This is a genomic window from Methanofollis sp. (genome assembly GCF_028702905.1).
In the GTDB taxonomy this organism is placed as follows: domain Archaea; phylum Halobacteriota; class Methanomicrobia; order Methanomicrobiales; family Methanofollaceae; genus Methanofollis.
The window spans coordinates 1-3,640 of the sequence record NZ_JAQVNX010000153.1 but is presented as its reverse complement, the minus strand read 5'-3'; the positions used below and the strand labels follow the sequence as shown (position 1 = coordinate 3,640).

The window sequence follows — 3,640 nt, the reverse complement described above, 5'->3', positions numbered from 1 at the left end:
TGAAGGGATGTGGCCGGGACTGGTCGCGGCCGCGGCAGGACTGATCGTCTATATTCTCTCGTGCATGTCCGTGTACAACCCTGCATGGGAGACGGTGGGCAGGATATGGGCCAGAGACACCCGCCCGGTAAAATCGTCTCTATAGAATATAGTGAAACCCATAAAACCTTTCGAGAAGTCTTATCCTTCTGGGAGAACCCCTGGAAGATGATGACGGGAGAGGGGCAGGGGTCCTCGATTGCCCGGAGTACACCCCGAGACCCGTCATCCGGGATAGTATGACGGACGCTCTTTCTTTCCTGCACTGTGGGGCTCTGCTCCCATCCGGGGAGCACCCGCCCTCTTCCTTGAGCGGCGACCGCCCCCCCGTGATAGAACCCGATACCCGGACGCTCCTTTTCACGCGCCGGGTCGCCAGATCCGAGGCGCTCGACACAGTGCTGGCCTGGTGGGGCGGGATGTTGATGGCCGGGGACCTGGAGGACCGGGCACGGGTCATCGAGTGCCGGCTGAAATATGTTCCTTTCTGGAGACTCACAGCCTGTGTCAGAGGCCATGTGGAGGGCTACAGGATCGAATATGACGAAAATTTACGTAGGAAAATACCCCTGGAGGTGGCCCTCGACAGGAATTTCGTCTGGACATGTGCCGCCTGTGATACGAGCGCACTCGGGGTCCCCTATCTCAGAAATCTGGTCGGCGAGACGGTGCCCTCCGATATCTTCACCGGGCAGGTTACCGTCCCGGAGGCAGATGGCGTCGCGGCAGGGAAGAGAGCCGTGGAGCGCGGGGCGCTGAGAGACTCCGGCATCCCCCACATCACCGGGCACAGGGTCTATCTCTGGCATCCGGAGAGCACTCTCCTCGTCTACCCCTTCTGGCTGGTGCGGTATCTCTATGCCGACCGCACCTATTTCGCCACTGTCGACGGGGTGACCGGCGACCTCGTCGCCGGCCGTGCACCCGGCAGTCTCTTCTGGCGGGTCTGTGCGTTCGTCGCCGCCACGGCCGTCAGCATCTTTGCGGTTGTGGTGCTGGTCGTTCTGCTGAGCAGATTGTTTTTTCATGATCCCGGCACTGCTTCCGATGTTGACCTGTTTCTCCTCCTTATTTTCATGCCCCTGGTCATGCTGCATGGCTGGGGCCTGGTCCTCGAAGCCTTCGCCTTCGCCCGCCATGGTGCCGAGATCTCCACCGGCGACGTCCGTGGCGGGTACGGGCATCCCCCGGAATATCGGCCTGCAGAGCGCGACAACCTGGCTGCCGCTATCTTTCTTGAATATCTCTTCATGGTCACCGGGGGCCTGGTCTTCTACTATGGGGGGATGTGGGCGGGACTGGTCGTGGCCGCGGCAGGATGTATCGCCTATATCCTCTCATGCACGTCCTGGTACAACCCTGCATGGGAGACAGAGGGCAGGCGCCGGGGCAGGGATACGTGTCCTGTGGAGGGGAGAGAGGAGTGGTGACGGGGATCGTTTTTCTGCTCTCTTTCCTGGCCGGCATGACGTCGCAGCCGCCACCAGAGGTCAGGTTCAGGAATGTCCTCGACCGTGCAGAGGCGGTCGAGGTGCTGCGGGACTGGTGGCAGGACGGCCCGAAGGCACGCGGTCTTGAAAAGGAGGGTTTCGTCATCGGGTGCACTGCATACCATGTGCCGTTCTGGAGCACGACATGGGAGATAACCGTCTATGTCGATGTCTCTCTTGAAGACACATTCAGGCGGTCGCCGGTCAAGGTCGTCTCTACGCAGTCCCTCGCCTCGACCGATGCTGCCTGCGATGCCGGCACGTTCGAGGTCTCCTTCCTGCCCGATCTCAGGGGCGAGGCGGTGTCCCAGACGAGGGGTCTGGTACGGGAACTCGATGCGACTGTCCCGGAAAGTGAGAGCCTGGCCAGGCAGAAAACAATGATTGAAAAGAGTGTCGCCGGAATGATCGATGAGAAGCACCGGAACTCCCCCAGACACATCAACGCCCGCCTCCGGGAGTGCACGCTTATCTCGTACCCCCTCTGGCTGGTGCGCTACTCCTATGGAGACCGTACCTACCAGGCCACCATCGACGGCGTCACCGGGGAGGTGCTCGCCGGTACGGCGCCGGGAGATCTGAGGACACGCTGCTGCACCGGCGTCGGGGTGTTCCTCGTCTGTGCCGTGGGTGCGACGGTCTGGCTCTGGATCCTGCGTCATCTCGGCTGGGGCGGTGCCCTGATGCTGGGGAGTTGGGTCTTTCTCTTCTGCCTGGGGATTGTGGGGTGGAAGTACTCGTTTCTCCGGTACGGCTCGGTGATCGTCAGTGGGCAGGCCGAAGGGGGGTACAGGTACGACGAAGGCCCGCCGTCACCACTCCGGCCAGCTCCTCCCTGAATGCCTCACACCCCTCCACCGTCGCCAGGGGGTGGGCGAGGCTGATCGACCTGATGAGGAGGGGGACTTTCCTGCCCGAGACGTCGTAGAGATAGTCCTGCGGCGCCGTCACTCCGGTGTCCGGGTACAGGAGTATCCCGGCCTCTGCCGGGAGCATGGCCACATAGGCGAACATCTGGTACGCGTCGGCCTGGGAGACGCCGGAGGTCGGATCTGTCCTGTCGAGGAGTTTGTACTTCGTGTCGACGACCACCGCCCCTCCCGCCCCGCGGGCGACGATGTCCGGGATGAGGGCGAAGGCATGGCCGCCGCCCGCCCTCTCCACCAGGTGGCCGATCCTCTCCTGCGCCGCCACCTCCATCTCCTGCCCGAAGAAGAAGGGAGGGTCCTCCCTGATCACCGCCGCGACAAACTCCTCGAAGAGTTTCTCCATCGGGACCAGAAAGGAGAAGGTCTCGATGTCGGAGGCCTGGAGGGTGAGGGTGGCGCCGGCGAGGAAGATGCGGCAGACCCTGATGAAGGGCTCGAAGGCGCGGTTCAGGCGGGTGAAGGCGATGGTGTCCACCTCGGCGACGGTGACGGGGACGAGTTTCACCGCGTCGAGGAGGTCGGTGATCGCCCTGAGGGTTCTGACTGTCTCGTCGCGGTGGGAGGTCCGGGCCATCAGGTGGCAGGTGTACTTCAGCGTCCTGTTCAGGAGAGTGTCCACCGAGTACGCGTGGAAGGTGCAGGGGATGATGTGGAGGCGTGCCGGGTTCGTGTAGGCCCTGATATCGATCCGCCCGCGGACGAAGCGGAGTTCCTCGTCCTGCCGCGTGTACTCCCGCCTCTGCGTCGTCTTCAGGAGACGGGAGAGGTGCTTTGCAAAGAGGAAGATGAAGACCTCGAAGAGGTCGGTCTGGTCGAGGTCGAGGCCGGCGAGGTCCATGTCCCTGACGGAGAGCCTCTCCGTGCAGGCGAGCATGGTGAGGAGGTTGCCGGCGATGACGGTCCTGTGCCTCAGGTAGGCGTCGCCGCCGAAGAGTTTTGGCAGGATCTCCAGGGTGATGCCGCCGGCCTTCACGACGCCGACGAGGTTCAGGGGCTTTATCGTGTCCCGCCCGATCGCGAGGAAGGGCCGGGCGGCGTTCAGGGCGTCCAGGGCCGCCAGCGTCTCCTCGGTCAGGCTGAGGACGTCCCCGTCCCATGCGTCCGTCCCGCCGACCTTGTAGGGACAGGCCTGGAACTCGAAGAGCGTCGCGGTGGCGGTCATGTGAGGTTCTCGGAGAGCGC

General features: G+C 63.3%; 3 protein-coding genes. 2 read left to right on the top strand and 1 reads right to left on the bottom strand.

Annotated features, from left to right (window positions below):
• The first annotated feature begins 368 nt into the window (after positions 1-368).
• Together PHP59_RS11860 and PHP59_RS11855 are read left to right on the top strand one after the other, a co-directional pair.
• Entirely contained in the window at positions 369-1,469 is a 1,101-nt protein-coding gene (locus tag PHP59_RS11860) for a hypothetical protein (protein WP_300167262.1), read from the top strand.
• Positions 1,466-2,368 (top strand): hypothetical protein, encoded by a 903-nt coding sequence (locus PHP59_RS11855; protein ID WP_300167260.1) that lies wholly within the window; start codon positions 1,466-1,468, stop codon positions 2,366-2,368. The genes PHP59_RS11860 and PHP59_RS11855 overlap by 4 nt, the downstream gene beginning before the upstream one ends.
• Here the strand turns inward: PHP59_RS11855 and PHP59_RS11850 are convergent.
• The coding region (locus PHP59_RS11850; protein WP_300167258.1) for an McrC family protein at positions 2,295-3,640 on the bottom strand (1,346 nt) is incomplete at its 5' end. The two genes, PHP59_RS11855 and PHP59_RS11850, sit on opposite strands and share 74 nt — an antisense overlap.